This window comes from Kribbella sp. VKM Ac-2571 (genome assembly GCF_004362255.1).
Taxonomy (GTDB): Bacteria; Actinomycetota; Actinomycetes; order Propionibacteriales; family Kribbellaceae; genus Kribbella; species Kribbella pratensis.
In genome coordinates, this window is record NZ_SNWS01000006.1 from 386,252 (window position 1) to 410,353 (window position 24,102).

A 24,102-nucleotide genomic window follows, 5' to 3' on the forward strand; every position below is an offset into this window, starting at 1 on the left:
GTTCATCAGGTACAACCGACAGTTCAGCCGATTTTCAGCCCGGGCGACACGGTGATCCGGCCGATCAGTGCGAACACCGCGTCGAGCAGCAGGGCGAGCAGCGCCACCAGCAGCGCACCGGTGAACATCTGCGGGAAGTCGCGGAGCTTCAGCCCGTCGACCACGTAACGGCCCAGACCGCCGAGCGACACCAGCGCGGCGATCGTCGCCGTGGACACGATCTGCAGGGTCGCGCTCCGGACGCCGGAGATGATCAGCGGCAGCCCGATCGGGATCTCCACCTTGGTCAGGATCTCGCGGCCCGTCATCCCCATCCCCCGCGCGGCGTCGATCGTGGCCGGATCGACACCCGACAGACCGGCGTACGTCGAGGCCAGGATCGGCGGGATGCCCAGGGCGACCAGCGCGATCAGCACCGGCAGGAAGCCGATCTGGTCGGTCAGCAGCACCGCGATCATCAGCAGGCCGAGGCTCGGCAGGGCGCGCGCGGCGTTGCCCAGGTTGATGGCCAGGAACGCGCCGCGCCGCGTGTGCCCGATCCGCAGACCGATCGGCAAGGCGATCACGACGGACAGGCCGAGCGCGGCGAACGTGTACCAGAGGTGCTCGACGATCCGCGCCCAGATCCCCTCGTTGCCGGACCAGTTGAACGAGTCGGTCAGGTATTCCCACATGTCAGGCCACCTCCGCCACGGGCGTCGCGACCCGAGCCCAAGGAGTCAGGATCCGCTGCAAGGTGACCAGGATGAGGTCCGCGATCAGCGCCAGGGCCAGCGACAGCACCACGCCGACCACGACCGGGGTGAGGAAGTCCTTCTGGAAGCCCAGCGTGAACAGCTCCCCCAGCCCGCCGATGCCGATCACCGCGCCGACGCTCACCATCGAGATGTTCGCGACGGTGACGACCCGCAGACCGGTGAAGATGACCGGTACGGCGATCGGCAGATCCACCGCGACCACCCGGTGCAAGGCGCCGTACCCGACCGCGATCGCCGACTGCCGGACGTCGGGGGGCACGGAGCGAAGTCCGTCGATCACGTTGCGGATCAGCAGCGACACCGTATAGATGGTCAGCGCCACGATGATGTTGACCGTGGACAGCACCTTGGTGCCGAGCACCGCCGGGATCACGATGAACAACGCGATCGACGGCAGCGAGTACAGGATGCCGCCGAACGCGATCAGCGGGTTCGCCAACCAGGCGTAGCGCGTCGCGACGTACCCCAACGGCACCGAGATGATCAGCCCGAGGATGACCGGAAGAATCGCCAGATACAGGTGCTCGCGCAACTGTTCCCAGATCAGACCAAGGTTGTCGCCGATCCAGCTCATGAGCGTAAGGCCTCTGCGACTGTGGCTTGGTCGATGACGCCGACGGCCTTGCCGTCGTCGTCGACGCAGACCCCGGAGCCGGTCGGTGAGGTGAGTACGGCGTCCAAGGCGGCGCGCAGCGAATCACCGCGCTTGAAGACGGCGCCGAGCGGCAGCAGCTCCTCGGACCCGTTGCGCCATCCGACCGGTACGCCGTCCTGCAACGCCAACTCGTCCGGCAACGGCTTCACCGGCAGCTCTTCAGGGTGCACGAACGTAAGAGCCCGATAGCCCCTGTCCTGCCCCACGAACCCACGGACGAAATCGTCAGCCGGATTGGCGAGCAGCTCGGCCGGCGGCGCGAACTGGGCGAGCTTGCCGCCGACCCGCAGTACGGCGACGTTGTCCCCGAGCTTGATCGCCTCGTCGATGTCGTGGGTGACGAAGACGATCGTCTTGCCGATGTCGCGCTGCAGCCGGAGCAGCTCCTCCTGCAGCTGGTGGCGGACGATCGGGTCGACCGCGCTGAACGGCTCGTCCATCAGCATGATCGCCGGATCGGCCGCCAGCGCACGGGCCACGCCGACTCGTTGCTGCTGGCCCCCGGACAGCTGGGCCGGGTACCGCTCGGCCAGCTTGACGTCGAGGCCGACCCGCTCGAGCAGCTCCATCGCCGTACTGTGCGCCTTGCGCTTGTCCCAGCCGATCAGCTTCGGCACGGTGGCGACGTTCTCCACGACCGTCTTGTGCGGGAACAGGCCGGCGTTCTGGATCACGTACCCGATCCCGCGGCGCAGCGTCACGGGATCGTGGGAGTTGATGTCGTCGCCGTCGATCGAGATGGTCCCGCTGGTCCGTTCGATCGTGCGGTTGATCATCCGCAGCGACGTGGTCTTGCCGCAGCCGGACGGGCCGACGAACACGGTGATCTGGTTGCTCGGGATCCGCAGGGACAGCTTGTCGACGGCCACGGTGCCGTCCGGATACCGCTTGGTGACGTCCTCGAACTCGATCATGGCGCCCCTTCGCGCTTGTCGTCGGTCGCCCGAAAGACCCTAGCGGACCGCGAGACCGAAGCCACGCGATCGGACGGTTTCTCGGTTCGTGGGAAAGTGCACTGTAACGATAGAGATACTGAGGGTGGTCAGCTCTCCCGCATCGGGATCCGGACGCCCTGTTCGTCGGCAGTCTCTACTGCCTTGTCGTAGCCGGCGTCGACGTGCCGGATGACACCCATCGCCGGGTCGTTGGTGAGCACCCGCTCCAGCTTCTGCCGGGCCAGGTCGGTGCCGTCGGCAACCGACACCTGGCCGGCGTGGATGGACCGGCCGATGCCGACGCCGCCGCCGTGGTGGATGGACACCCAGGACGCGCCGCTGGCCACGTTCACCATCGCGTTCAGCAACGGCCAGTCCGCGATCGCGTCCGAGCCGTCCAGCATGCCTTCGGTCTCCCGGTACGGCGAGGCTACGCTGCCGGTGTCCAGGTGGTCGCGACCGATCACGATCGGCGCCTCGAGTTCACCGGAGGCCACCATCTCGTTGAACCGCAGCCCAGCCTTGTCGCGCTCGCCCTGGCCGAGCCAGCAGATCCGAGCCGGCAGCCCTTGGAACGCGACTCGCTCGCCGGCCATCTTGATCCACCGGCCGAGGTGCTCGTTGTCCGGGAACAGGTCCAGGATCGCCTGGTCCGTCTTCGCGATGTCCGCCGGGTTGCCGGACAGCGCCGCCCACCGGAACGGGCCCTTTCCTTCACAGAACAACGGCCGGATGTACGCCGGCACGAAGCCGGGGAACTCGAACGCGCGGCTGTACCCCGCCTTCCGCGCCTCGTCCCGGATCGAGTTGCCGTAGTCGAACACCTCGGCGCCCGCGTCCTGGAACCCGACCATCGCCTCGACGTGCCGGGCCATCGACTCCTGCGCCTGCTGGGTGAACCCGGCCGGGTCCTTCTCACGCGCGGTCGCCCAGTCCTCGAACTCAACGCCGACGGGCAGGTACATCAACGGGTCGTGCGCCGACGTCTGGTCGGTGACGATGTCGATCGGCGCACCGCGCTTCAGCAGATCGGGCACGATCGTCGCAGCGTTGCCGAGGACACCGATCGACAACGGCCGCCGCGCCGCCTTCGCCTCCTCCGCCAGCCGCAGCGCTTCGTCCACGGACGACGCCCGTACGTCGAGGTAGCGGTGCTCGATGCGCCGGTCGATCCGCGTGGAGTCGACGTCGATACAGATCGCGACGCCGTCGTTCATCGTGACCGCCAGCGGCTGCGCGCCGCCCATGCCGCCGAGGCCGGCAGTCAGCGTGATGGTTCCGGCGAGCGAGCCGCCCCCGCGGGCGCCAGCCCGCTCGAATTTGGCAGAGTTCTTCTCCGCCACCGCGCCGAACGTCTCGTAGGTGCCCTGCAGGATGCCCTGCGTGCCGATGTAGATCCACGACCCGGCCGTCATCTGGCCGTACATCGTGAGCCCCATCGCCTCGAGCTTGCGGAACTCCTCCCAGGTGGCCCAGTCGCCGACCAGGTTCGAGTTCGCGATCAGCACCCGCGGCGCCCACTCGTGCGTCTGCATCACGCCGACCGGCCGTCCGGACTGGACGAGCATCGTCTCGTCGTCCTTGAGCGTGGTCAGCGTGCGGACCATCGCGTCGAACGAGTTCCAGTCGCGGGCGGCCTTCCCGGAACCGCCGTACACGACGAGTTCGTCAGGGTGCTCCGCGACCTCCGGGTCGAGGTTGTTCTGCAGCATCCGCAGCGCGGCTTCCTGCTGCCAGCCGCGGGCGGTCAGGGTGGTTCCGCGAGGCGCGCGTACGGGACGGGGTCCGGACATGGGTGATCCAGCCTTTCTAGGGCAGTGCTTGTTCTATTGGAGGGGGCCGGTGACGGCCTCGGCGGCGGTGACATAGGTGCCGTCAGCAACAAGCTGGACGGAGTGCTCGATCTCGGGAGCGAGGTGCCGGTCGGTGCCCGGGCCCTCGACGTACTCCCGCAGGGCGGCCCGGACGGCGGCGATGGCCGGTGCCGGGTCCAGCGGCGCGCGCAGGTCGAGCGCCCGCGCGGCCGTGAGGATCTCGATCGCCAGCACCCGCTGCAGGCCGTCGACGGACTTGCGCAGCTTGCGGGCGGCGGACCAGCCCATCGAGACGTGGTCCTCCTGCATCGCGCTGCTCGGGATCGAGTCGACGCTGGCGGGGACGGCGAGACGCTTGAGCTCGGAGACGATCGCGGCCTGCGTGTACTGCGCGATCATGTGGCCGCTGTCCACGCCCGGATCGTCGGCCAGGAACGCGTTCAGGCCGTGGTTGCGGGCGACGTCGAGGAAACGGTCGGTACGTCGTTCGCTGATGCTGGCGAGGTCGGCGACGGCGATCGCGAGGAAGTCGAGCACGTACCCGACCGGGGCGCCGTGGAAGTTGCCGTTGGACTCGACGCGACCGTCCGGGAGGACGACCGGGTTGTCGATCGCGGCGGCGAGCTCGCGGCCGGCGACGCTCGCGGCGTGCGCGGCGGTGTCACGGGCGGCACCGTGGACCTGTGGCGAGCACCGGAGGGAGTAGGCGTCCTGCACCCGGTTGCAGTCCGGACCGCGGTGGCTGGCGACGATCGCACTGTCCTTGAGGATCGCGCGCAGATTGGCGGCGGACGCTGCCTGGCCCGGGTGCGGACGCAGAGCCTGCAGGTCCTCGGCGAACACCCGGTCGGTCCCGAGCTGGGCCTCGACGCTCATCGCCGCGGCGAGGTCGGCGGACTTGAACAGCCGGTCGAGGTCGGCCAGCGCGAGGAGCAGCATGCCGAGCATGCCGTCGGTCCCGTTGATCAGCGCGAGGCCTTCCTTCTCGGCCAGGACGACCGGCGTGAGGCCGTGTTGCTGGAGTGCTTCGCCGGCGTCGAGAAGGTTGCCGTCGGCATCGCGGACCTTGCCTTCGCCCAGGATCGCGAGGGCGACGTGGGACAGCGGGGCGAGGTCGCCCGAGCATCCGAGGCTGCCGTATTCATGGACCACAGGTGTCAGGTGCGCGTTGAGCAGACCGGCGTACGCCTGGGCCGTCTCGACCTTCACACCGGTGCGGCCGGTGGCGAGGGTCGACAGCCGGAGCAGGGCCAGCGCCCGGACGACCTCGGTCTCCACCTCGGGGCCGGAGCCGGCCGCGTGCGAGCGGATCAGGCTGCGCTGCAGCTGCGCCCGGAGGTCCGGTGCGATGTGCCGCGTGGCGAGCGCGCCGAACCCGGTCGAGACCCCGTAGTGCGGGGTGTCCGCGTGGGCCAGCGCCTCGATCGCGGCGCGCGACTTCGCGATCTCCTCGAGGGCCTGGTCGTCGATCCGTACCTTTGCGCCGTACCGCGCGACCGCGACCACTTCGGCCGGGGTCAGCGGTCCGGCGCCGACATCCACTGTGTGTTCCACCCGAACATTGCACCGCGCCGGATCGCTCCTGGACAGCAGCGCCGTACACTATCCGTCTCGGATCTGAGACAGCCCTCGCGACCCTCGGTAGCCGTAGAGTCCTGCCATGGTGTTCGAGATCCGGACGGGGCGTCCGGAGGATGCGGTGGGGATCGCCCGGGTCTGGGCCGCGGCGGTGCCGCACCTGGTGAAGACCGCGGGGGCCATCGAGCTGCAACTGAAGCACGCTCGCAGCCAGGAGGTGCTGATCGCCGTCGACGGACCGGAGGTGGTCGGGTACGCGAACATCTACCTGCCGCCGGCGGATGCCGAGGCGCCGCGGGTGCGGGTCACGATCCAGGTGCCGCCGGAGTACCGCGGGCGCGGGATCGGGAGTGCGTTGACGACCAGGGTCACGCAGCGGTGCGCGGAGCTCGGCGCCGGGCGGTTGCTGGTGGTCGTGGATGACGACTCGCGGGCCTTCGCGACGAAGCGCGGGTTCACGATCGGGCGGCGGATGTCGCACTCCGCGGCCGACCTGACCGCGGCGCGCGAGCCGGTCGCCCCACCGGACGGGTTGCGGGTGGCGACGTACGACGAACTGGATCCGCGGCAGTTGTTCGACGCCGAGGTCCAGGTGCGCGACGACGACCCGAGCGGGCTGTCGGGCGGGCCGGCGTACGAGGAATGGGTCCGTACGTCGTGGGAGAACCCGGACATCCGGTACGACCTGAGTGTCGCCGTACTGGACGGGAACCGGGTGCTGTCGTTCGTGACCACGACCGCTGATCCGGACCGGAAGCTGATCTGGTCGAACCTGACCGGGACGATCCCCTCGGCGCGTGGCCGCGGGCTGGCGAAGGTGGTGAAGTCCGTGGCGCTCGCCCGCTCCCGGGATGCCGGGTTCACGGTCGCGTCGACCGGGAACGACGCGGCGAACGAGCCGATGCTCGCGGTGAACCGGTGGCTCGGCTACCAGGAGACCGGGGGCGCGTGGACCGCGGAGAAGGCACTGTGAAGCGGCTCGCGATGTCGCTGACGTTCTTCCTGGTGCTGGCGCTCGTCATCGGGTACCTGCTGTCCGGGCCGTCGTTCATGGACTGGGGTGTGGCGGGCGGGCTGTTCGCGGTCGCGGTCGCGGGTGAGGGCTTTCGGTTCTGGCTGCGCCGAAGCCGCGCGAAGAATCGCCAATCCACCGGGATCTGAGGCAGAGCGGGGTTACGCTGCCGTTGTGAGCGGCAACGTTCCCGCCTCGACCCGAACCCTGCGGGTCCTGACGTTCCTGGCCACGCAGCCCGGTCCCGTGCCGATGGAGCGCATCGCCTCCGCGGTCGGGTTGCCGCGCTCGTCGACGTACCACTTGCTGCGGGCAATGATCGATGAGGGATTCGTCGTGCATCTACCCGAGGAGAAGCGGTACGGGCTCGGGGTGGCAGCGTTCGAGATCGGGTCCGCGTACCTGCGGCACGATCCGCTCGAGCGGTTGGCCCGGCCGTTGCTCGCGCAGTTGGTGCACGAGGTCGGGCAGACGGCGCATCTCGGCGTACTGCATGGTCGGGAGCTGGTGTATCTGCTGAAGGAGCAGCCGCCGCGACCTGTCACGTTGGTGACGGATGTCGGCGTACGGCTGCCTGCCACGCTCACCGCGTCAGGTCGCGCACTGCTGGCCGAGCTGCCGCCGGCTCAGGTACGGGCGTTGTTCCCGACGCCGGAGTCCTTCGTACGGCGCACCGATCTGGGACCGCAGACGCTGACCCAACTGCGCCGCCTCCTCGCCGACGAGAAACGCCAAGGCTTCGCCGTCGAGGACTCCTTCATCACCCCCGGCGTCGCCTCGGTGGCCAGCGCCGCCGTCGACCACGCCGGCCATCCGGTAGCCGCCATCAGCGTCACCTTCCGTACCGACGCGGTCCCCACCACCGACCGCCCCCACCTGGCCCACAAAATCCGCCAAGCCGCCAAAGCCCTGACCCGCCGCCTCCACGGCTAGAAGGAGTCACCGGCGGGCTGCCAGGGCGCTTACCGCTCTTCGCGGAAGTCGGTGTGCCGGCGGAGGTTGGGGTCGTACTTGCGGATAACGAGGCGGTCGGGATTGTTCCGGCGGTTCTTGCGGGTTACATAGGTGAAGCCGGTACCCGCCGTACTGCGGAGCTTGACGATGGGGCGGAGGTCGTTGCGCTTGGCCATGCTGTCCTTTCACTGACCGGTGACCCGTAGGGTACTTTGTATTGGTTATCGTTTTCAACAAGACAGGAGCGCAGATGATTCCGGTGACCTTGCTGACGGGGCTCGACGACGGGTTCCGCGGCGCCGTCGCGGGGCATCTGCTGGCCGCCGCCCCACGGGGTGTTCTCGTGGAGTACGACGTGAGCGCCCTGAGCGCCGGCTCCGTCGTACGGATCGCCCGCACCGCCACCGGCGTGATCGACCGTGAGGTGATCACGATGGACCACCCGTGCGTGTCCTGCGCGATGCGCGGATCGCTCGTCCAGCTGCTGGCGAGCATCGCCGCCGTCGAGCGGTACGACGTCGCGATCGTCAACGTCCCCACCGCCGGCGACACGCACGCGATCGCGAGCGAGATCGACCGCGACACCGACCTCCGCGTCGACGTGGTCATCACCACCGTCGACACGGCGACCGCGACCGCCGACCTGACCGGCGAAGAGCTGATCCGCGAGCGCGGCATCCCGACCGCTGCGGAGGACGGCCGCGCGATCGCCGAGGTCGTCGTACGGCAGCTCGAGTACGCCGACGCAGCCGTCCTCAGCACCGACGACGAGAACACCCGCGCGCTGATCCAGGCGATCAACCCGAGACTCCTGGTCAAGACCGGTCCGGCCGGCCTGCTCGGCGTACGGCTGCATGTTCCCGGCGCCACCGTCGAGCCCGGCTCGATCGCAGTACCTCTCGACGGAAGAACCTTCGTCTGGCAGTCCGCCCGCCCGTTCCACCCCGAACGGCTGTACGACGCCCTCGAGGACCTGGTCGCCGGCACGGCCCGCGGTCGCGGCACGCTCTGGATCGCGACCCAGCACCGCAACCGGCTCAGCTGGGACAGCTTCGGCACGAACGTCTCGATCGGCGTCCTCGGCCCCTGGCTGGCCGATCTCCCCGCCGATCGCTGGGCCGGCGTCGGGCAGCAGCACCAGGCGCGGTCGGCCCTCGAGTGGCACCCCGAGCACGGCGACCGTGCGTCGTACCTCTCACTGACCGGCCTCGACCTGGACGTCCGGGAATTACAGGAGCGCCTCGACGGTTGTGTCCTCCGTGCGGACGAAGCGGTCCACCCCCTGACCGATCCGTTCGCTCCCTACTTGGAAGGAAGTACCGCAGCATGAAGAAGGACATTCACCCCGACTACCGCCGGGTCGTCTTCCGGGACAAGTCCGGCGACTTCAGCTTCCTCACCGGTTCGACCCGCGAGAGCAACGAGACCATCGAGTGGCACGACGGGAACACCTACCCGGTCGTCGACGTCGAGATCTCGTCCGCGAGCCACCCGTTCTACACGGGCCAGCAGCGCGTGATGGACACCCAGGGCCGCGTGGAGAAGTTCCGCAAGCGCTACGGCCAGAAGTAACCCGCCGTACCCCGACGGCCCGCTCGATCTCCGAGCGGGCCGTTCGCATGCCCGCCCGATGCCAACTTTGAGAAGCCACCAACCATTCTGAGCCCTCGACGATGATCGGTGGCTTCTCAAAGTTGGATTGTCTCGGGTTCGAGACGAGAAGACGGCGGGGGTAGTGGGAGTTCGCGGGTGGGGCGGATCACACTGTGCCCATGGAGCCGGTTGAACTCACGGGCGCGGGGCTGTCGCCGTTGGACGCGGTGGCGCTCGGGCAACGGCGTACGGCGGTGCGGTTGAGTGACGACGCCCGCAAGCGGATGTACGAGTCGGCGCAGGTGGTCGCCGAGGTCGCGCGGCGGCGGCCGGTGTACGGGCGGACCACGGGCGTCGGAGCGAACCGGGACGTGCTGACGTCCGACCCGGAGCACGGCGCGCGGTTGCTCGGATCGCATTCCACCACCGGTACGACGTCGTACCCGAAGGACGTCGTACGACTCGGGCTCCTCATCCGGGTCAACCAGCTCGCGGCAGGCGGGTCCGGGCTCGACCCGGCGGTGGCCGACGCGATCGTTGGCCTGCTCAACGACGACAACCTGCCCGACCTGCACCGCGGCGGCGCGATCGGCACCGGCGACCTCGGCCCGCTCGCCGAACTCGGGCTCGCGCTCGGTGACGTCATCGACGGCACCAGCGCGCTCCCGCTGCTCTCCAGCAACGCGCTCACGCTCGCGGAGTGCTGCCTCGCGTACGTCGAGGCCGCCACGCTGATCAACGTCGTACCGCTGGTCGGCGCCCTCTCCCACGTCGCGCTCCGCGGCAACGCCGAGGTGTACGACGTCCGCGTCCACGAGGCCCGCCCGCAGCCGGGTCAGATCCGGGTCGCGCGCCGGATGCGTGAACTGCTCGAAGGGCTCCCGCTGAAGCCGGCCCGGGTCCAGGATCCCTTCGGATTACGGGCTTTCGCCCAGGTCCTCGGCCCGGCCGTCGACCATGCCGATGCCTTGGGCAACAGTGTGCGGATCGACATCAACGCGGCGGCGGAGAATCCGCTGGTGGCCGGCGACACCGTGCTGCACAACGGCAACTGGCACGCGATGCCGATCGCCATCGCCCTCGACTCGCTCCGGCTCAGCCTGCACAGTGTCGCCACCTTGTCGACGACCCGGGTGGCGAACCTCGTCGACCCGGAGTACACCGGCCTCAGCGCGTTCCTGGCCAGCGGCGCCGAGGCGAGCTCGGGCGTGATGATGATCGAGTACGTCGCCCACGACGCCCTCGCCGCGGTTCGCTCGGCCGCGCAACCCGCGACTCTCGGTACGGCGACACTGTCCCGCGGCGCCGAGTTGCACGCCAGCTTCGCGCCGCAAGCCGCCGTACTGACCAAGCAACTCCTCGACGCGCTCCGCGAAGTCCTCGCCAGCGAACTCGTTACCGCCGTCCGCGCGATCCGCCTGGCCCGCCTGACGCCGGACGACCTCGCCCCGGCTGCCGCCGGCCCATGGCTGACCGACGCCCTCGCGGCCCTGCCGGACGACCTGGCCGACCGATCCCTCCGGGAAGACCTGGAAATCGCCCGCGGCCTTCTCACCCAGTGGGGCGACCGCCAGGTCGAGCATCCGGCTGAATCAGGCTAGAGGCGGTTGTACGCCTTCAGGGTGCGGAGGGCGCCGACCGTGACGATGCCGCGGTACTCGAGGGTGGCGGCAGGTCCCGGCGGTTCCCAGGTGATGGCCCAGCCGCCGTCGTCCTGCTGGTCCTCGATCAGGCGGTCCAGGTGGGCGTCGAGCTGAGCGTCGGTGAAGAGCGGGCGCCAGAAACTGTCCGGACTCGGTGCGAACTGCAGCGGAGTCACGCCGTACGTCGGGTCCGCGGCGTCAGTGCGGAAGTACCCGACCTTGGGCAGCCAATCGCGGATGCGATCGAAGTCGACGTCGCCGGTGTGCTCCAGGAATTCGAGCGCCTCGTGCAGGCCGTGGGCGTCCTCCGGCAAACCCTTGGCCAACTCGGCGGCGCACCAGACGGCGGCCCGGTCGCGCCACGGGTGCTCGATGTCGAGCTTGTGCAGCCGGCCGACCAGGCCCGCGGTGGGGTTGATGTCGGGTCGGTAGGTCCACTCGGTGATGTGCTCGGCGCGCGGATACGCCTCCACCGCCGGGCCGCACAAGGGCACAGCGCCGTCGGCCGTCGCAGTCCGGTCGAGCCAGTCAGCCGCTCGCCGAACCATCTCCTCGTCCCGGGCACCCGCCGCGAGCATTGTGTCGAACGCGACCTCGACGTCCAGCGCCAGGCTGTCCGGACACCGCTTGTCCGGCTCCAGTCCATGCCCGAACCCACCGTCGGCGTTCTGGAACCCGCGGAGCGCGTCGACCACCCCCTGCGGATCAGCCCCCTCGAAAACCGCCGCGAAGAGCCGTCGCTCGAGCACCCGAGCATCCCGCCGTACAAAGTCCCGACCTGCCGTGAAGATGTCCATACCCGTACCCTTACCCATCCCCACCGACAGGTCTTGAACGAATCGGACAGACCTCACGGCTCGAAGCGGTAGCCCATTCCTGGTTCGGTGAGGAGGTGTTTGGGGCGGGCGGGGTCGGGTTCCAGTTTGCGGCGGAGCTGGCCCATGTAGAAGCGGAGGTTGCCGCCGGCGGTCTCGTAGCCGGGGCCCCAGACCTCGGTGAGGAGCTGGCGCTGGGACATCAGCTTGCCGGGGTTGCGGACCAGGACCTCCAGCAGGTGCCACTCGGTCGGCGTGAGGCGGACGTCCTCGCCGTTCTCCAGGGTGACGCGCTTCGCGGCCAGGTCGACGACGGCACCGCCGACGGTCACGACCGGCTGGTCCTGGGCTACGCTGCTTCGGCGGAGTACGGCGCGCATCCGGGCCAGCAGCTCGTCGATCCCGAACGGCTTCGTCACGTAGTCGTCCGCGCCGGCGTCCAGCGCCTCCACCTTGTCGGTCTGGTCGGTCCGCCCGGACAGCACGAGGATCGGCGCGTCGGTCCAGCCGCGCAGTCCGCGGATCACGTCCACGCCGTCGAAGTCCGGCAGCCCGAGGTCGAGGATCACCAGCTCGGGCGGATGCTGCGCGGCGACCTTCAGCGCCGACGTACCGGTGCCGGCCAGGTGCACCTCGTACCCCCGCGCCTTCAGGTTGATCTGCAACGCCCGCACGATCTGCGGCTCGTCATCAACCACCAAGACCCTGGTCATGCGGCCTCCCGGCCTGGACTGAGGAGCGGAGGGAGCGCAGCGACCGGAGCGACGAGGGAAGGACGGGAGCTACAGCCGCATGGCCCGCCGCGACGGAGTCGCGGCATCAATACAGTCATTCGCTCTCCTGCTCCGATCGTTCGCGGGCGCCTGGCACCGGTGTGTCGGGGCGGAGGGTGGCGGTCGGGATGGCGACCACCATGGTCAGTCCGCCACCTGGGGTGTCCTCGGGCTGCAACGTGCCGCGCATCGCCTCCGTGAGTCCTCGGGCCAGCGCCAGCCCGAGTCCGACGCCGACGGTGTTGTCGGTATCGCCGAGCCGCTGGAACGGCGCGAACACCCGGTCCCGCTCCTGCCGCGGGATCCCCGGTCCGCGGTCGATCACCCGGATCTCCACGGTGTCGCCGAGTGCGCTGCCGGTGACCAGCGGCGCCCGTCCGGCCGGTGAGTAGCGGATCGCGTTCGCCACGATGTTCGCGACCACGCGCTCCAGCAGCGCCGGATCCGCCTCGACCAGCGGCAGCGTATCCGGGATGTCGACCGTCACCCGATCGGCGTCGTCGCCCAGCTCGGCCAGTACGCCGGGGAGGATCTCGTCGAGTGCCGTCGGACGGGTGAAGACCGGGAGTACGCCGGCCTGCAGACGACTGAGATCGAGCAGGTTGTCCACCAGCCGCGACAACCGGTCGAGCGACTCGTCCGCGGTCTCCAGCAGCTCGGCCCGCTCGGACTCGCTCCACTCCACATCATCGCTGCGCAACGAAGTCACCGACGCCTTCGCGGACGCCAACGGGGATCTCAGGTCATGGCCGACAGCGCGAAGCAACGCCGTACGCAGCTTGTCGGCCTCGGCAAGCGGCTTCGCCTCCGCGGCTGCCTCGCTCAACCGGGCCCGATCGACCAGCGCCGCCGCATGCGCCGCGAACGCCCCGACCAGCCGACGCTCGTCCGCCTCCAGCTGATGCCCTTGCAGCACCAGAACCAGGTCGTCGCGAGCAGGGATCTCCGCGTCGGCCTCCTCAGGTCGGGTACATGTGAGCGATCCAGCCGAGGCCACGGGTCGCCAGAGCTCGGTCAGCTCGTCGTCGTCCACACGCTCCATCAGGCACGCCCCGGTCATCCCGAACGCCTCGCGGACCCGCTCCAGCAGAGCGGGCAGCGCTGTCTCGCCACGCAGTACCGATCCGGCCAACGTCGCCAGCGTCTCCGATTCCGCGGCCGCCCGCGCCGCTTGTCTGGTACGGCGTGCCGCGCGGTCGACGACCGTACTGACCATGGCCGCGACCAGGACGAAGATCAGCAGCGCCAATGCGTTGTTCAGCTCGGCGATCGTGAACGTCCGCTTCGGCGGGGTGAAGAAGTAGTTCAGCACCAGCGAGCCGGCGATCGCGGTCACCATCGCCGGCCACATCCCGCCGACCAGCGCCACCACGATGACGGCGAACAGGAACGCCAGCACGTTGCTGGTCAGGTTGAGCGTGTCGCCGCCGAGTCCGAGGATCAGTGCCAGCAGCGGCGGCAGTACGACGGCCAGCACGAAGCCCTGGATCTTCCGTTTCCGGGACAGGCTGCCCCGCAACCTCGGCAACCTGCCGCGGCCCATCAGCGAATGCGTGACGAGGTGTACGTCGATGTCGCCGGAGTCGCGGATCGTCGTCGACCCGATGCCCGGGCCGGTGAGCAACGTCGACAGCCGGCTCCGGCGCGAGCCGCCGAGGACGAGCTGCGTGGCGTTCTCCGCCCGCGCGAAGGTCAGTAGCGCGGTGGGGATGTCGTCGCCGACCACCTGGTGATAGGTACCACCGAGCTGCTCGACCAGGTTCCGCTGCTCGGCGAGCTTGCTCGGGTTCGCGCCGGTCAGCCCGTCGGACCGCGCGACATGGACCGCGAGCAGATCGCCGCCGGACGACCGCGCCGCGATCCGCGCGGCCCGCCGGATCAGCGTCTCGCCCTCGGGACCGCCGGTCAGCGCGACCACCACGCGCTCCCGGGCCTCCCAGGTGGAGTCGATGTCGTGCTCCGCGCGGTACTGCTGCAGACCGGCGTCCACTCGATCCGCCAGCCAGAGCAGCGCGAGCTCCCGCAGTGCGGACAGGTTGCCGACCCGGAAATAGTTGCCCAGGGCAGCATCGATCTTGTCGGCGGCGTACACGTTCCCGTGGGCCATCCGCCGGCGGAGCGCCTCGGGCGTCATGTCGACGAGCTCGATCTGGTCCGCGGCCCGCACCACCCGGTCCGGGACCGTCTCCTGCTGCGGTACGCCGGTGATCTTCTCGACCACGTCGTTGATCGACTCGAGGTGCTGGATGTTCAGCGTCGAGATCACGTCGATCCCGGCGTTCAGCAGCTGCTCGACGTCCTGCCAGCGCTTCTCGTGCCGGCTGCCCGGCACGTTGGTGTGCGCCAGCTCGTCGATCAGAGCGACGTCCGGCCGCCGGGCCAGGACCGCGTCGAGGTCCATCTCGGTGAAGCTGGCGCCGCGGTAGTCGATGATCCGCCGCGGCACCGTCTCCAGGCCGTCCAGCATCTCGTCGGTGTACTTGCGGCCATGGGTCTCCACGAAACCGACCGCCACGTCGGTTCCCCGGGCGCGCCGGCGTCGGCCCTCGCCCAGCATCTTGTAGGTCTTCCCAACGCCGGGCGCGGCCCCCAGGTAGATCCGCAGATGCCCGCGGCCGCTCGTTCTCACGTCTCCACTCTCTCAGAGTCGCGCCAGCGCGGCGTTGAGCTTCACCACATTGACGGCCGGCTCTCCGAGAAAGCCTAGGACCCGACCGTCGGTGTTCTCCTTGACCAGCTGCTGCACCTGTTCGACACTGAGCCCCCGCTCGCGGGCGACCCGGTTGACCTGCAGAGCGGCGTACGCCGGGCTGATACTCGGATCGAGACCGCTTGCGCTCGCCGTGACCGCGTCCGGCGGGACCTGGGACGGGTCGACGCCCTCCAGCGCCGCGACCGCCTTGCGCCGCTCGTCGATCGCGGCGAGCAGGTCGGCGTTGTTCGGCCCGAGATTCGAGCCGCCGCTGGCCTTCGCGTCGTAGTCGCTCGCCGAGGGTCGGGTCTGGAACCACTTCGGGTCGGCGACCATGATCGCCTTGCCGTCGGAGTCCAACCTGTCACTGTCCATGGTGTACGCCTGGCCGATCAGGTCGGACGCGACCTCCTTGCCGTCCACCTTGACGATCGACCCGTTCGCGTTGCCGTGGAACAGCGCCTGCGCGACACCGGTCATCACCAGCGGGTAGACGATCCCGAGGACCGCCGTGAAGACGAGCAGCGCCCTGAGCGCCACTCCGAACTGCCGGACCGAGCCGGGCAGATTGCTTGCCATCAACAACTACCTTTCAGCGCAATCCTGGGATCAGTGAGATCACCAGGTCCAGGAGCTTGATTCCGACGAACGGGGTGATGAGACCACCGACGCCGTAGATGAGCAGATTGCGCCACAACATCGCCGAGGCCGACGACGGCTTGTACCGAACACCGCGCAGCGCCAGCGGTACGAGGGCCACGATGACGAGCGCGTTGAACACGATGGCGGACACGATCGCCGACTCCGGCGAGTGCAGCCTCATGATGTTCAACTTGTCCAGACCCGGGTACACGGGAGCGAACAACGCCGGCAGGATCGCGAAGTACTTCGCCACGTCGTTCGCGATCGAGAACGTCGTCAGCGAACCGCGGGTGATCAGCAACTGCTTGCCGATCTCGACGATCTCGATCAGCTTGGTCGGGTTGGAATCCAGGTCGACCATGTTGCCGGCCTCTTTCGCGGCCGACGTACCGCTGTTCATCGCCACGCCGACATCGGCCTGCGCTAGCGCCGGGGCGTCGTTGGTGCCGTCGCCGGTCATCGCGACCAGCCTGCCGCCCTCCTGCTCCTGCTTGATCAACGCCATCTTGTCCTCGGGCGTCGCCTCGGCCAGGAAGTCGTCGACCCCGGCCTCCTCCGCGATCGCCTTCGCGGTCAGCGCGTTGTCGCCGGTGATCATCACGGTCCGGATGCCCATAGCGCGCATCTGGTCGAACCGCTCCCGCATCCCCGCCTTGACCACGTCCTTGAGATGGATCACTCCAAGTGCGCGCGCCGTACCATCGATGCTCTCAGCAACAACCAGGGGTGTTCCGCCCGAAGCCGAGATCCCGTCGACGATCTCACCGAGCCGCGCGTCCGTCGTACCGCCGTGCTCACGGATCCACGCGTTCACCGCACCCGCGGCACCCTTGCGGACCTGCCGGTTGTCGACGTCCACGCCACTCATCCGGGTCTGCGCGGTGAACTCCACGAACGTTGCGTGCGGCAACTCTCCGGTGTGCCGCTCGCGCAGCCCGTAGCCGGTCTTCGCCAGTACGACGATCGATCGGCCCTCCGGCGTCTCGTCGGCGAGGCTGGACAGCTGCGCCGCGTCGGCCAACTCGGTATCGGTCACGCCCTGGACCGGGATGAACTCCGACGCCTGCCGGTTGCCCAGCGTGATGGTCCCGGTCTTGTCCAGCAGCAGGGTGTTCACGTCGCCGGCGGCCTCGACGGCGCGGCCGGACATCGCCAGCACGTTGCGCTGGACCAGCCGGTCCATGCCGGCGATACCGATCGCGGACAGCAGTGCGCCGATCGTGGTCGGGATCAGGCAGACCAGCAGAGCCACCAGGATCACCAGACTCAGGTTCGTGTGCGCATACGTCGCGAATGTCGGCAGGGTGGCCGTCGCGATCAGGAACACGATCGACAGGCTCGCCAGCAGGATGTTCAGCGCGATCTCGTTCGGTGTCTTCTGCCGCGAGGCGCCCTCGACCAGCGCGATCATCCGGTCGATGAAGCTCTCACCGGGCTTGGTGGTGATCTTCACGACGATCCGGTCCGACAGCACCTTCGTACCGCCGGTCACCGCACTGCGGTCGCCACCGGACTCGCGGATCACCGGCGCCGACTCCCCGGTGATCGCCGACTCGTCGACACTCGCCACGCCCTCGACGACGTCACCGTCGCCGGGGATGATCTGGCCGGCCTCGACCACGACCAGGTCGCCGATCCGCAACTGGGCGGCCGGAACCTCTTCCTCGTCGCCGCTCGCGGTCAGCCGGCGCGCGGTGGTCTCGGTCTTGGCCCGGCGCAGCGTCTCGGCCTGGGCCTTGCCCCGGCCCTCGGCGACAGCCTCCGCGAGGTTCGCGAAGATCACCGTCAGCCAGAGCCAGACCACGATCCACCAGACGAACACGCTGGAGTCGGTGAAGGCCAAGATCGTCGATCCGGCAGCGCCCACCTCGACCACGAACATGACCGGGTTCTTCCACATCACCCGCGGATCGAGCTTGCGCAGCGCTTCCGGCAGCGACGTGAGCAACGTCTTGGGCTTGAACGTGGTCACAGTCCCTCCGCGAGGGGTCCGAGGGTCATGGCGGGGAAGTAGGTCAGGCCGGTCACGATCAGGACGACACCGACGAGCATCGTGACGAACAGCGCCTTGTGGGTGGGCAGCGTGCCCTGGGTCACCGGGACCGGATGCTGCCGCGCCAGCGAGCCGGCCAGGGCGAGCGCGAACACGATCGGCACGAACCGGCCGAGGAGCATCACCAGCCCGAGAGCCGTGTTGTAGAACGGGATGTTCGCGCTGAGACCGGCGAACGCGCTCCCGTTGTTGTTACCGGCCGACGTGAAGGCGTACAGCACCTCCGAGAACCCGTGCGGGCTGTCGGTGTTGAGGATCGAGGCGCGCGCCGTCGCCAGGCCCATCGCGATCGAGGTCCCGACGAGGACCAGGGTCGGCGTGGTGAGGATGTAGAGCGAGACCAGTTTCATCTCGCGCGCGGTGATCTTCTTCTTCAGGTACTCCGGCGTACGGCCGACCATCAGGCCCGCGACGAACACCGCGAGTACGGCCAGGATCAACATGCCGTACAGGCCTGTCCCGGTACCGCCGGGCGTCACTTCGCCGAGCATCATGTGGAACAGCGGGACGCCGCCGCCGAGCGGCGTGAACGAGTCGTGCATCGAGTTGACCGCGCCGGTCGACGTACCCGTTGTGGAAACCGCGAACAGAGTCGACGCCCACTCACCGAAGCGGGTCTCCTTGCCCTCCATCGCGGCCCCGGCGGCCTGGGTCGCGGAACCCGCGCCCTGAACCTCGAAGAGCGTCGCGAGGACGACGAAGGCCGACCAGATGGTCGCCATCACGCCGAGGATCGCGTAGCCCTGCCGCTTGTCCTTCACCATCAGGCCGAAGGTCCGGGTCAGGCAGACCGGGATGACGAGCAGCAGGAAGATCTCGAACAGGTTCGACAACGGGTTCGGGTTCTCGAACGGGTGCGCGGAGTTGGCGTTGTAGTAACCGCCGCCGTTGGTGCCCAGCTCCTTGATGACCTCCTGGCTGGCGACCGTGCCGCCCGGGAGGGTCTGCGTCTGGCCGACCACCGAGGTGACCTCGTGACCGCCGGAGAAGTTCTGTACGACCCCCATCGCGACCAGCGCCACGGTCCCGATCACCGCGATCGGCAGCAGTACCCGCAGTACGGTCCGGGTCAGGTCGACCCAGAAGTTGCCGAGCCGATCCGTCGTCGACCGGGAGAAGCCGCGGATCAGGGCGATCGCGACCACGATGCCGACGGCCGCGGACAGGAAGTTCTGCACCGCGAGACCGGCGAACTGGACGAGGTGGCCCATGACCGCCTCGGGCACGTAGCTCTGCCAGTTCGTGTTCGACACGAACGACGCGGCGGTGTTGAAGGCCAGCCCAGACTTGACGTTCGGCAGGCCGAACGACAACGGCAGCCAGTGCTGCAGTCGCTGGAGCAGGTACAGCAGGACGACGCTGAGTGCGGAGAATGCAATCAGCGAACGGGCATAGACTGCCCACGTCTGATCGGTCTTCGACTCGACGCCGAGGAGTTTGTACGTCGCGCGCTCGATCCGCAGGTCCTTGTCGGACGTGTAGACCCGGGCCAGATACCCGCCGAACGGGCGGTAAACGGCCGCCAGGCACGCGAGGAGAAGGCCGACCTGCAACAGGCCGGCCGCGGTGTCGGTCATCAGAACCTCTCGGGGAAGACCAGGGCGGCGATCAGATAGAGGACCAGACCAGCGGCCACCACCAGGCCGGCGATGTTCTCGGCGTTCATGCCTTCACTGCACACCGCTTACTGCCCCGTCAGGAGGGTTCTCGCAGGGCTCTCACACCCGCCGACGCAGCTCTCACAGGCTTCTCACATACTTACGCCTGGCATTCCCACCGACAGATGAGGGAAGTACACGTACGTGACTGAACTGGACACCACCGCCCCCGCCGAGCAGTTCTTCTCCGCGGAGACCCGAGCAGCCCTCGCCGAGGCGAGCCGCAAGCTCGCCGAACGGCTCCAGGCGCACACCGACGCCTTGCTCGCGATGACGGGCGACGAGGATCACACCACGCTGTTCGAGCACAACGCGGCGCTCGAGGGCGTGGTCGAGGACTGGAACGACGCGGTCTTCGAGCACACCGGTACGTCGCCGTTGCTGCTGGACGACGCGGCCGACGACGAGGAGGACGAAGAAGCCGAGCAGGACCAGGTGATCAGCGTGGTGTCGCGGTTCGACCTGCGCGTGTTCGACCTGGACGCGCTGCTCGAGGCCGGACGCGCCGCGCAGGAGCGGCACCCGGCCGAACTGGACGAGTCCGGCGACCGCGAGCCGGTCGACTCCGCCGAGCAGGCGATCTACGAGATCAGCCGTGAGGTCGGCGAAGCGTGGTTCGAACTGCCCGGTATCGAGATGGTGGCCGGCGCCCGCGCGTACGTCGTACCCGAGCCGCCCTTCGAGCCGCTGGACGCGGACGCCGAGGACGTCGTCACCGAACTCATCGCCCCGAACGGCGTCGCCACCCACGCCGAGACCTGGGCCTAGACGAGTAGTTCACCGTCCAGCACCGTGATCGCCTGGCCCTTCAGGTAGACGCGGTCGCCGGCCGGCACGACCTGGACGACACCGCCTCGGGCGGACGCCTGGTAACCCACCAGTTCGTCCCGCCCGAGGCGCTCGGCCCAGTACGGCGCGAGGCTCGTGTGCGCGCTTCCCGTCACCGGATCCTCCGGGATCCCGCTCGCCAGCGCGAAGAACCGCGAGACGAAGTCGTACGTCGTACCTTGCGCCGTCACGATCACGCCGCGAAGCTTCTCCCGCTGCGTGATCGCGGCGACCGCGTCGTAGTCCGGCGCCACCGCGCGCACCGTCGCCTCGTCGCGGACGACGACCAGCAGGTCGCGGAGTTCGCCGGTGACATAGACCTCCGCAGGCTCCACCGCCAGCGCGCCGCCGAGCCCCTCCGGCACCGGCACCTCGATCGGCCGGTTGACCGGAAAGTCCAGCGTGATCCCGTCGTCGGCAACGTCGGCCACCAGCACCCCGCTCAGAGTCGCGAACGACGCCTTCCCGGACACCTTTCCGTCCGCCGCGAGCACATGGGCAGTCGCCAGCGTCGCGTGCCCGCAGAGCACCACTTCCTTCGTCGGCGTGAACCACCGCAGGTCCCACTCGGCCTCGGCGCTCGCCGACGGCCGGACGAACGCGGTCTCCGCGTGCTTCATCTCGGCTGCCACCGCTCGCATCCAGCCCTCGTCCGGCCAGTCCCCGGCCTCGAGCACACAGACGCCCGCCGGATTCCCGGCGAAGGGTCGGTCAGCGAACGCATCAACCACGCGGATCCTCATGCACCTGACGCTAATCAGTGCGCCCACCCGCGTTCCATAACCACTTTCCGTCCGAGTGGCCATTGAACCGCTCCGCGGAACGGGCCGTATCGAGGGTGTCCGCCATACCTATCGAGGGGGAAGTGTCATGTCACTGCGCTCGAAAGGCCGTCCGCTCGCAGTCGCGACCGCGCTGGTCAGCGGTCTCGCCCTGATCGCACCCGCCACCGCCGACGCACACCGGTCCCATCCAGCACTCGCCGTACAGCAGGTGAACCTGGTCTCCGACCAGGCAGGCAAGGCCGCACTTCAGGACGCCGACCTCGTGAACCCGTGGGGTCTGTCGCTCGGCGCCACCACCCCGCTGTGGTCGTCGAACAACGGTACGTCGTCATCCACGCTGTACTCGTCCGCACCGGGTTCCACGACCGCGACCAAGGTGCCCACCGTGCGCGTCACGCTGCCGGCGCCGACCGGGCAGGTGTCGAACCCGGGCACCGGCTTCGTGCTCAGCAACGGGACCACCAGTGCACCGGCCCGCTTCATCTTCGCCACCGAGACCGGTCAGATCGCCGCCTGGAGTCCGCAGGTCGACGCGTTGATCGGGCCGGCCGAGATCAAGGCCACCACACCAGGCGCGGTCTACAAGGGGCTGGCGTTCGCGACCACCGGATCAGGGGACCGGTTGTACGCCGCCAACTTCGCACAGAAGCGGATCGACGTGTTCGACAGCTCGTTCCACCCGGTGCGGCTGTCGCGCCGGGCGTTCCGGGACTTCCGGCTGCCGGCGGGGTACGCGCCCTTCAACGTGCAGACCCTCAACGGACGGATCTTCGTCGCCTACGCCCTGCGCGACCCGAAGACGAACGACGAAGTCGCCGGCCCAGGTCGCGGGTTCGTCGACGAGTACACCGTGGACGGCAAGCTGATCACCCGGGTCGCCTCCCGCGGCACCCTGAACGCACCTTGGGGTCTGGCACTCGCCCCGACCGCCTGGGGTTTGCCGACCGGCACACTGTTCGCCGGCAACTTCGGTGACGGCCACATCAACGTCTTCCGTCCCTCGTCGTACGGCGGCTACCGCTTCGTCGGCCAACTCCGCGACAAGGCCGGCAAGACGCTGGTCATCGACGGTCTCTGGGCCCTCCTCCAAGGCACCGCCACCACCGGCGGCACCGATGCCCTCTGGTTCTCCGCAGGCCCCGACGACGAGTCCCACGGCCTCCTCGGCCAACTCCGCAAGCCATAACGGCCCAGCCGAGGTTGGGGAGGGTTTCGTGCCGTTCCGGGCGCAAAACCCTCCCCAAGCAGCCTTTGGCGTCAGTCGATGGGGCGGAGTTCGTCGGCGTACGAGACGGAGACCCGGCGGAGTACGCCGTCCTTGACCGAGTACTGGCCCATCCGCCACAGGGGCGGGCTGTAGGCGTGGACGGTGACGCTGCCCTTGTCGAGGCCGGTGAGACGGTGGATGTGGTCGGGGCCGAAGCCGTAGACGTCACCCGCCTCCACCTCGGTCTCGACGGACTCGGTGCCGATCGCGAGGTTGTGTTCGACAAGCTTGCCGCGGGCAACGGCCACCGCGCCGGACGAGACGTCGTGATCGTGCCAGCCGGTGTCGTTCACGGGCGTCCAGCAGATCAGCCAGACGTCGACGTTCGCGTCGCGGTGCAGCGAGGCGAAGACGCGCTCCTCGTCGCTGTACGCGACTTTGTCCTCCCACAGGTGCGGCTGCGCCGCGATCGACGCGGCCAGCTCGGACAGCTCCGCGGGTGTCAGGTCGCGGCCCGGAAGGTCGTCCAGCGACAGACAGTTGTTGAGCTCCACGAGCCGGCTGGCCTGGCGCGCCGGGACGTTGGGTACGTCGATTGGCTGAGCAGTCACTGCACTCCCCTCTCAGGAGTAGTTCCACCGGTGCCGAACAGCAGCCGGTGTGGATTGTCGTGGCGGATCACCGCGGTCGCGGCGTCGCCCTGGCGGAGTTCGATGGAGTCGGCGTACGGCCGGTCGGTGCCGTGCACGACCTGGTCGATGCCGAGGATCCGCGCGACCGCGTCGATCCCTTGCGGGCCGTAGCTCGACGTGTCGACGTACAGGTTCGGGTCGATGGTGCCGAGCCGGCCGCCGCGCGCTGCCAATCGCTCGTGGTGCACGGGCGCAAGACCGGCGGCAGCGACGAAGCACAGGCGGAGATCAGGGTACGAGCGTCGCCCGCCGAAGGCATGCCACGCCCACCAGGCCGCCTGCAACTGGGTCGTGTAGTCGACGACCGGCGCCCACCACCCGGGCGCCTCGGTCGGTCGCGCCGTACCGGGGTGCACCAGGATCGGCCTGCCCGCCCGCTCGGCGACGCGCAGCAACTCCCCCTGCGTCTCCCAGCCTTTCGGCGTAGCGAGGACATGGGCCGGCAGTTGCAGTCCCAGGAATCCCTTGTCCAGAAGGGTTTCCAGCCCCGCAACATCAGGATCGAGCAGATCAACGGAAGCCCACGCGCGGAACGGCTTCGGGAACTCCGCTGCCCCGTCGTGCCAGGCGGCGAGCAGCTCCGCGTCCCCGAGTTCCTCGACACCGAGCGGACTCGACAGCGACACCGCGGCCAGCGTCGTACCGGAATCCTGCTCCAGCGCGACGCGCTTGCCGAGCTCGTGCGCCGCCGGATCCACGTCGTACGGCGCTTCGCACGTGGTGTGCAGCGTCCAGCCGTCGAGGTACGGCGGCTCGCGGCGGGCTCGGAGCCGGTCGACGAACGCTTCCGGCCAGAGGTGCTGGTGGACGTCGATCATTGGCCCCTCCCCTCGCGAGTTTGATCAGATTGAAGCGCTTCAGGATGATTAGAGTGAAGCGCTTCAAAGGGCGGTCTGTCAAGTTTCTGTCCGAGGCGCGGGCTAGTACGACAGCCGTAGTTCGTGATGTTCATGCTGGGAGGGCTTGTCGGCGCTGGTAGTGGCTGGTTCGGGCTCGGTGTTGGTGTCGGCGTCTC

The 24,102-nt window shown here is 68.9% G+C and carries 24 protein-coding genes; 8 read left to right on the forward strand and 16 right to left on the reverse strand.

Annotated features, from left to right (window positions below):
- Positions 1-23 precede the first annotated feature (23 nt).
- From EV651_RS16555 to hutH, 5 genes are all read right to left on the reverse strand, one after another.
- Positions 24-674, reverse strand: coding sequence for an ABC transporter permease (locus tag EV651_RS16555; protein ID WP_133786066.1), 651 nt, complete (start codon positions 672-674; stop codon positions 24-26).
- Position 675: 1 nt separating this feature from the next.
- On the reverse strand, positions 676-1,332 hold the full coding sequence (locus EV651_RS16560) for an ABC transporter permease (RefSeq protein WP_133786067.1): 657 nt from the start codon (positions 1,330-1,332) through the stop codon (positions 676-678).
- Positions 1,329-2,327 carry an ABC transporter ATP-binding protein gene (locus EV651_RS16565; RefSeq protein ID WP_133786068.1) on the reverse strand — a complete coding sequence of 333 codons (999 nt, stop codon included), beginning with the start codon at positions 2,325-2,327 and terminating at the stop codon, positions 1,329-1,331. Before EV651_RS16565 ends, EV651_RS16560 begins: the two co-directional genes overlap by 4 nt.
- Positions 2,328-2,455: 128 nt before the next feature.
- Positions 2,456-4,141 (reverse strand): urocanate hydratase, encoded by a 1,686-nt coding sequence (hutU, locus tag EV651_RS16570; RefSeq protein ID WP_133786069.1) that lies wholly within the window; start codon positions 4,139-4,141, stop codon positions 2,456-2,458.
- Positions 4,142-4,174: 33 nt separating this feature from the next.
- Complete coding sequence (gene hutH / locus EV651_RS16575) at positions 4,175-5,716, reverse strand: histidine ammonia-lyase (RefSeq protein WP_202870351.1); 1,542 nt, start codon at positions 5,714-5,716, stop codon at positions 4,175-4,177.
- A 106-nt stretch (positions 5,717-5,822) separates the two neighbouring features.
- Between hutH and EV651_RS16580 the strand changes: the two genes are divergently transcribed.
- From EV651_RS16580 to EV651_RS16590, 3 genes are read left to right on the forward strand one after another with little or no spacing between them, the layout of a single operon-like run.
- A complete protein-coding gene (locus EV651_RS16580; RefSeq protein WP_238156924.1) occupies positions 5,823-6,713 on the forward strand; it encodes a GNAT family N-acetyltransferase in 891 nt (296 codons plus the stop codon).
- Complete coding sequence (locus EV651_RS16585) at positions 6,710-6,901, forward strand: hypothetical protein (RefSeq protein ID WP_133786070.1); 192 nt, start codon at positions 6,710-6,712, stop codon at positions 6,899-6,901. Before EV651_RS16580 ends, EV651_RS16585 begins: the two co-directional genes overlap by 4 nt.
- A 25-nt stretch (positions 6,902-6,926) precedes the next feature.
- The gene (locus tag EV651_RS16590; RefSeq protein WP_133786071.1) at positions 6,927-7,685 is read left to right on the forward strand and encodes an IclR family transcriptional regulator; all 759 of its coding nucleotides are present in this window, start codon (positions 6,927-6,929) and stop codon (positions 7,683-7,685) included.
- A gap of 29 nt (positions 7,686-7,714) precedes the next feature.
- Here the strand turns inward: EV651_RS16590 and rpmG are convergent, their stop codons facing one another.
- The gene (gene rpmG, locus EV651_RS16595) at positions 7,715-7,882 is read right to left on the reverse strand and encodes a 50S ribosomal protein L33 (RefSeq protein ID WP_133786072.1); all 168 of its coding nucleotides are present in this window, start codon (positions 7,880-7,882) and stop codon (positions 7,715-7,717) included.
- A 74-nt stretch (positions 7,883-7,956) separates the two neighbouring features.
- Here rpmG and EV651_RS16600 point away from each other — a divergent pair, with 74 nt between their 5' ends.
- From EV651_RS16600 to EV651_RS16610, 3 genes are all read left to right on the forward strand, one after another.
- Positions 7,957-9,036 carry a GTP-binding protein gene (locus tag EV651_RS16600; RefSeq protein ID WP_133786073.1) on the forward strand — a complete coding sequence of 360 codons (1,080 nt, stop codon included), beginning with the start codon at positions 7,957-7,959 and terminating at the stop codon, positions 9,034-9,036.
- Positions 9,033-9,278: a type B 50S ribosomal protein L31 gene (locus tag EV651_RS16605; protein ID WP_133786074.1), complete on the forward strand. Its 246-nt coding sequence runs from the start codon at positions 9,033-9,035 to the stop codon at positions 9,276-9,278. Before EV651_RS16600 ends, EV651_RS16605 begins: the two co-directional genes overlap by 4 nt.
- Positions 9,279-9,478: 200 nt before the next feature.
- Complete coding sequence (locus EV651_RS16610; protein ID WP_133786075.1) at positions 9,479-10,900, forward strand: aromatic amino acid lyase; 1,422 nt, start codon at positions 9,479-9,481, stop codon at positions 10,898-10,900.
- Here EV651_RS16610 and EV651_RS16615 read toward each other — a convergent pair.
- The 7 genes from EV651_RS16615 to kdpF form a co-directional block, all read right to left on the reverse strand.
- On the reverse strand, positions 10,897-11,739 hold the full coding sequence (locus tag EV651_RS16615) for a hypothetical protein (protein WP_133786076.1): 843 nt from the start codon (positions 11,737-11,739) through the stop codon (positions 10,897-10,899). The two genes, EV651_RS16610 and EV651_RS16615, sit on opposite strands and share 4 nt — an antisense overlap.
- 53 nt (positions 11,740-11,792) lie before the next feature.
- Positions 11,793-12,470 carry a response regulator gene (locus tag EV651_RS16620; RefSeq protein WP_133786077.1) on the reverse strand — a complete coding sequence of 226 codons (678 nt, stop codon included), beginning with the start codon at positions 12,468-12,470 and terminating at the stop codon, positions 11,793-11,795.
- 115 nt (positions 12,471-12,585) lie between these two features.
- Positions 12,586-15,159: a DUF4118 domain-containing protein gene (locus tag EV651_RS16625; RefSeq protein ID WP_133786078.1), complete on the reverse strand. Its 2,574-nt coding sequence runs from the start codon at positions 15,157-15,159 to the stop codon at positions 12,586-12,588.
- Between the two features lie 12 nt (positions 15,160-15,171).
- Positions 15,172-15,801 (reverse strand): potassium-transporting ATPase subunit KdpC, encoded by a 630-nt coding sequence (kdpC, locus tag EV651_RS16630; protein ID WP_133786079.1) that lies wholly within the window; start codon positions 15,799-15,801, stop codon positions 15,172-15,174.
- Positions 15,802-15,814: 13 nt separating this feature from the next.
- Positions 15,815-17,836 (reverse strand): potassium-transporting ATPase subunit KdpB, encoded by a 2,022-nt coding sequence (kdpB, locus tag EV651_RS16635; protein WP_133786080.1) that lies wholly within the window; start codon positions 17,834-17,836, stop codon positions 15,815-15,817.
- The gene (gene kdpA, locus EV651_RS16640) at positions 17,833-19,494 is read right to left on the reverse strand and encodes a potassium-transporting ATPase subunit KdpA (RefSeq protein ID WP_133786081.1); all 1,662 of its coding nucleotides are present in this window, start codon (positions 19,492-19,494) and stop codon (positions 17,833-17,835) included. Before kdpA ends, kdpB begins: the two co-directional genes overlap by 4 nt.
- Positions 19,494-19,583 (reverse strand): K(+)-transporting ATPase subunit F, encoded by a 90-nt coding sequence (gene kdpF / locus EV651_RS16645; RefSeq protein ID WP_133786082.1) that lies wholly within the window; start codon positions 19,581-19,583, stop codon positions 19,494-19,496. The genes kdpA and kdpF overlap by 1 nt, the downstream gene beginning before the upstream one ends.
- Before the next feature lie 136 nt (positions 19,584-19,719).
- Here kdpF and EV651_RS16650 point away from each other — a divergent pair, with 136 nt between their 5' ends.
- Positions 19,720-20,343 carry a hypothetical protein gene (locus EV651_RS16650; RefSeq protein WP_133786083.1) on the forward strand — a complete coding sequence of 208 codons (624 nt, stop codon included), beginning with the start codon at positions 19,720-19,722 and terminating at the stop codon, positions 20,341-20,343.
- On the opposite strand, the gene EV651_RS16655 is transcribed toward EV651_RS16650, so the two are convergent.
- Positions 20,340-21,146 (reverse strand): PhzF family phenazine biosynthesis protein, encoded by an 807-nt coding sequence (locus EV651_RS16655; protein ID WP_133786084.1) that lies wholly within the window; start codon positions 21,144-21,146, stop codon positions 20,340-20,342. The genes EV651_RS16650 and EV651_RS16655 overlap by 4 nt on opposite strands.
- Before the next feature lie 127 nt (positions 21,147-21,273).
- On the opposite strand from EV651_RS16655, the gene EV651_RS16660 reads away from it, so the two are divergent.
- On the forward strand, positions 21,274-22,374 hold the full coding sequence (locus EV651_RS16660; protein ID WP_133786085.1) for a TIGR03118 family protein: 1,101 nt from the start codon (positions 21,274-21,276) through the stop codon (positions 22,372-22,374).
- 71 nt (positions 22,375-22,445) lie between these two features.
- Here EV651_RS16660 and EV651_RS16665 read toward each other — a convergent pair whose 3' ends face one another.
- Positions 22,446-23,006 (reverse strand): cysteine dioxygenase family protein, encoded by a 561-nt coding sequence (locus EV651_RS16665; RefSeq protein ID WP_133786086.1) that lies wholly within the window; start codon positions 23,004-23,006, stop codon positions 22,446-22,448.
- Positions 23,003-23,905, reverse strand: coding sequence for an amidohydrolase family protein (locus EV651_RS16670; RefSeq protein ID WP_133786087.1), 903 nt, complete (start codon positions 23,903-23,905; stop codon positions 23,003-23,005). Before EV651_RS16670 ends, EV651_RS16665 begins: the two co-directional genes overlap by 4 nt.
- Positions 23,906-24,102 lie beyond the last annotated feature (197 nt).